The 4,019-nt window shown below is 32.0% G+C and carries 4 protein-coding genes and 1 pseudogene; 1 reads left to right on the forward strand and 4 read right to left on the reverse strand.

The genetic code is table 11. From position 1 onward, the window contains the following. Positions 1–94 precede the first annotated feature (94 nt). Positions 95–1,384: an NAD(P)/FAD-dependent oxidoreductase gene (locus A9G38_RS07545; protein ID WP_051634092.1), complete on the forward strand. Its 1,290-nt coding sequence runs from the start codon at positions 95–97 to the stop codon at positions 1,382–1,384. A gap of 135 nt (positions 1,385–1,519) precedes the next feature. Here the strand turns inward: A9G38_RS07545 and A9G38_RS12860 are convergent. The 4 genes and pseudogenes from A9G38_RS12860 to A9G38_RS07555 all read right to left on the reverse strand — a co-directional run. After that, positions 1,520–1,591, reverse strand: a pseudogene (locus A9G38_RS12860) (hypothetical protein); the annotation flags it as partial. Between the two features lie 197 nt (positions 1,592–1,788). Continuing rightward, positions 1,789–2,151, reverse strand: coding sequence for a hypothetical protein (locus A9G38_RS12450; RefSeq protein ID WP_202961504.1), 363 nt, complete (start codon positions 2,149–2,151; stop codon positions 1,789–1,791). After that, the gene (locus A9G38_RS12865; protein ID WP_202961512.1) at positions 2,126–2,305 is read right to left on the reverse strand and encodes a helix-turn-helix domain-containing protein; all 180 of its coding nucleotides are present in this window, start codon (positions 2,303–2,305) and stop codon (positions 2,126–2,128) included. The genes A9G38_RS12450 and A9G38_RS12865 overlap by 26 nt, the downstream gene beginning before the upstream one ends. 117 nt (positions 2,306–2,422) lie before the next feature. Then, positions 2,423–3,856: a hypothetical protein gene (locus A9G38_RS07555; protein WP_034909379.1), complete on the reverse strand. Its 1,434-nt coding sequence runs from the start codon at positions 3,854–3,856 to the stop codon at positions 2,423–2,425. Positions 3,857–4,019: the final 163 nt, after the last annotated feature.

The following is a 4,019-nucleotide window of genomic DNA, read 5'->3' on the forward strand; positions in this document are numbered from 1 at the left end:
AGGTTTTATTTATAAGTGATATTAGTCAAATAAAATAGATAAAAACCTACTTATTTAGTAAACTTTAAAAAAATAAAAATTTAAGGTATTTAATATGGTTAAAATAATTATTATTGGTGGCGGCGCAGGAGGATTAGAATTAGCAACTGATCTCGGCGATAAATTAGGGAAAAGTGATCAAGCCGAGGTTACACTAATAGATAAGAATACTTATCATATTTGGAAACCTTTACTACATGAAGTTGCTACTGGTATTCTAAATGAGCAAGCTGATAAAATTGATTATGCTGAACAAGGACAACAACACCATTTTAAATTCATTCAAGGCACATTTACTAATCTTAATCGTGAAGAAAAGCATGTTATTATTGAGAATTCAAATAGCGAATCCATTTCTGTGCCATACGATACATTAGTTGTGGCAATAGGAAGTACTTCAAACGATTTTGGAACACCTGGAGTTAAAGAGCATTGTATCTTTTTAGATGACCAAAACGCAGCAATTCATCTACGTGAAACACTAATTACAAAATTTGCTAGTTTTTGTTCAATTATTGATGAACATGAAACGACAACTGAAAATAAAATTCGTATTGCTATTGTTGGTGGTGGCGCAACAGGTGTTGAATTAGCTTCTGAGTTACCTCATATGGTTGAAACATTTGGTAACTGTGGGCGTAATAAAATGTGCTCTGATTTGCTTGATGTATCTATTATTGAAGCAACTGACCGTATTTTACCTGCTTTACCTGAAAAAACGGCATTAAATATTACTAATACCCTTCAAAAACGTGGTATTCATGTATTAACAAAAACCATGATAACTAAAGCAGAAAGTGACGGCTTTTATCCAAAGGAAGGCGATATTATTAACGCAGATATTATGATTTGGACTGCAGGCGTAAAAGCGCCAGACTATTTAAAAGATATTGCTGGTTTAGAATCAAGCCGTTCAAATCAGCTGGTGGTTAAACCAACATTACAAACAACACGAGACGATAATATTTTTGTTATTGGTGATTGTGCTTATGCTATGCAAGACAGCGGTAGAGCCTCACCTGCTACAGCACAAGCCGCACATCAAATGGCGAAAATATGTTATGAAAATATTATTAACATGTTAAATAATAAACCAATGAAATTATTTAATTATGTTGATAATGGAACAATTATTTCTCTGCATGATACAGCACTCGGTGTAGTTAAAATTGCAGGTAAACGCGAAATGAATGTTAAAGGATTTTTTGCTTTAACTATTCATCGCCTGTTATACCGTGTGCATCAAGCAAGCTTATTAGGTATTTTCAAAACAATTCGATTTGTCAAAGTTAGTAAAGAGATGTATAAAAATAAATTTTCTTCTATTTTTACTCATCAAGACTAACTCCCCATTTAGATAGCTACCTACAAATACTATTTTATAAGTAGCTATTTTATAATTTATAGGTAAGAGAAATTTAATAAGTTTTATTTGCAGGAAAACGCCGAATTGTTTACACCTCATAGCTAAAATAATTTTCTAAAAACTTATAAGCGTTTTCCCTGAAATCGCTTTATGCGGTTTAACCGTATTATAAAAATTAATAAAGCGTTTAAGTTTTTGTTTTCTCTCTTTTGAATCGCTAAATCTTTGCCGATTATGTCACATCGCAATTCAAAGTTCGTATCACTCTTTTGGTTTTTCTATTCGTTTGTGGGCAGACAGGTTTGGTGAATTTTTGATTAATATGATGGTTATTACACGTTTTAACAAATAAGTGTTCAGTTGTGTCTTGATATTCACATCCATTATCGGAATAAATACAGGTGGTGATATAAGGACGGACATTGTGCTAATACATTATTTTGTAAAAACTGTGCTGAGCTAAATTGGGATTTATCGGGGTAAATTCCCGCATAAAACTCACGTGAAAAATCATCAATACCAACAAATAAATATTCTCTAGTTTGCTGTTTCGTTTCACTTTTAAGTAAAAGCAAACGTTTGGTATCAACGTGTAGCATTTCACCTGGATAGATTTTGTTATAGCGTTTAGCTTGCCGTCTTAATTTATTCTCAATCAATTTTTTGACTTTAACCAAACATTTAATACCATAACAAATGGTTTTATAACGTTCATTCTTACTAGTTAATGGAACAAAATGCTTCAAACGAGCTTTCTTTATTTAGTACGTTATAAATGGTTGGACGACTAACCATAAAACGTTTGACCAAATCAGTAATCGTTATTTTCTCTTTATGATATAAACGCCATATCTCTTGTCTGTGATAAGACGTTAGTTTTGTTTTCTTATGTATATTTATTACAGTAGTTTTTCAAATTACTGTAAACAATGCTAGCAAATCCTATAAAAACTATTAGATCGATTGCGTTGTTACATCTATTAACTAAACAAACTTCGAATAAATATTGCCATTATCTTATTTGGATATACATAATGCATAGAACTGTTGGTCATTATTAGGGGGTAAATGTAAGGCCGCATCATTCATATTTACATAAAGAAAAACACTCGTATTAGTATTGGAAACGGTTTCAGTGTTCGTCCAGCCATAAGTTATATGATCAAAATGAGAACCTTCAAAATATCTTACCGCCCCCCATTCTGTGATTAATCCCTCATGTACAGCTCTTTTATAGTAATTGTCATTATGCTTGTTATCTGAAGCACCAGTTATTACTGCATTAGACAGCTCTCTAGCGGTTGCTTGTCGATAACTGCCTAATTCTTCGCACCAAGCTTGTTGTTCAGCATGTCCCGCAGTAAAAGAACCTCTATTAATAAACCATTTAGTTATTCTAAAGCTGTAGCTAAGTGTCACACCTTGTTTAGTTTCACCAATTAATTCAATATCAACAGGTAATTTGGCAGTTGGTGCGGTAGCCTGACTTGCGTCTTTAGTTGATGAGTCAGGACCTTTTAAAGTGACAAGAACCATATTTTTTGCATTATAAGCTTTAAACCCTACCGTGCCAGGTGCAATCGATTTTTTTATAGTGGCGGTAATAGCATTGGGTGACTCATCATCAGCATTTGATGTTTTTACTGTCCATTTTGTTGTGCTCAATGAGTTATCAATACCATCTGTCACTAAGTAAAAATAGAGATTATTAGCACCAACTGAAGGAAAATTATTTAAATAATTTTCTTGTGGTAAAAAACCATTATAAAGTGTTGGATCAATAATTTTTGTATCACCATAGGTATAAATCCCACCAGAATAAGCCATATGTGGACTGGCATATTTAATTGCTTCGCCACCTATCATTACATTAAAATTTCGATAAGGTATTTTTGTTATTGCAATGTTATTATCTGGATAAGATTGAAGATTAGGAACACCATATTTTGTGTTTAGCGAAATTGCTCCGTTTACTTTTATATATGGGTAAATACCACTTATTACTAATTCTCTAAACTTAAGGTTTTTTTGAGCTTGAGTTAATTTAATTTCATTATTTTTAGTATCTTCGTAATACCAATCTAATGAAAGCGAGTTGCTTGTATGTCCTGTTAGGGTAAAATCACCATCACCATCAACATCTATCACATCGGTGTTACTTGGCTGTTTAATAGCAACAGTTAGTTTCAAACTTGAGGGTGTTTGAGACGCCACATCCACACCTAACGCAGCATTCAAATCAGTAGTATTAAAATAATCTATTCCTTTATAATTAACACCAAAATATTCAAATTCCTTATCATTTTCAATTTTATCTTCTATTAAAGGAATAAAACGTGGAGCATTTCCATGAATGACATTAGTCGTGGTAGCTGATAAACAAAAAGATTTAGTAGAGCAAATCCCTGCAAAACAAACCAAACCCCAAATAAGTTTTTTCCATTTAACCATACTACCTCCAATATCCCTATCTATAATTATTCAAAAAATAGAGTTTTTATAAATAACATTTTCGATATGTTCTAATTTAGATCTATTTTAATAATAGATAAAACTTATGTTATTACATCTAAAGAGAAAAACACGAAATCAACACAAAAATCAAATAATAACA

The organism is Gilliamella sp. Imp1-1 (genome assembly GCF_001690415.1).
Lineage (GTDB): Bacteria > Pseudomonadota > Gammaproteobacteria > Enterobacterales > Orbaceae > Gilliamella > Gilliamella bombi.

Bases quoted from the DNA above. Each gene is read 5' to 3' on its own strand.
- A9G38_RS07545 (WP_051634092.1), top strand. From the start codon at position 95: ATGGTTAAAATAATTATTATTGGTGGCGGCGCAGGAGGATTAGAATTA.
- A9G38_RS07555 (WP_034909379.1), bottom strand. From the start codon at position 3,856: ATGGTTAAATGGAAAAAACTTATTTGGGGTTTGGTTTGTTTTGCAGGG.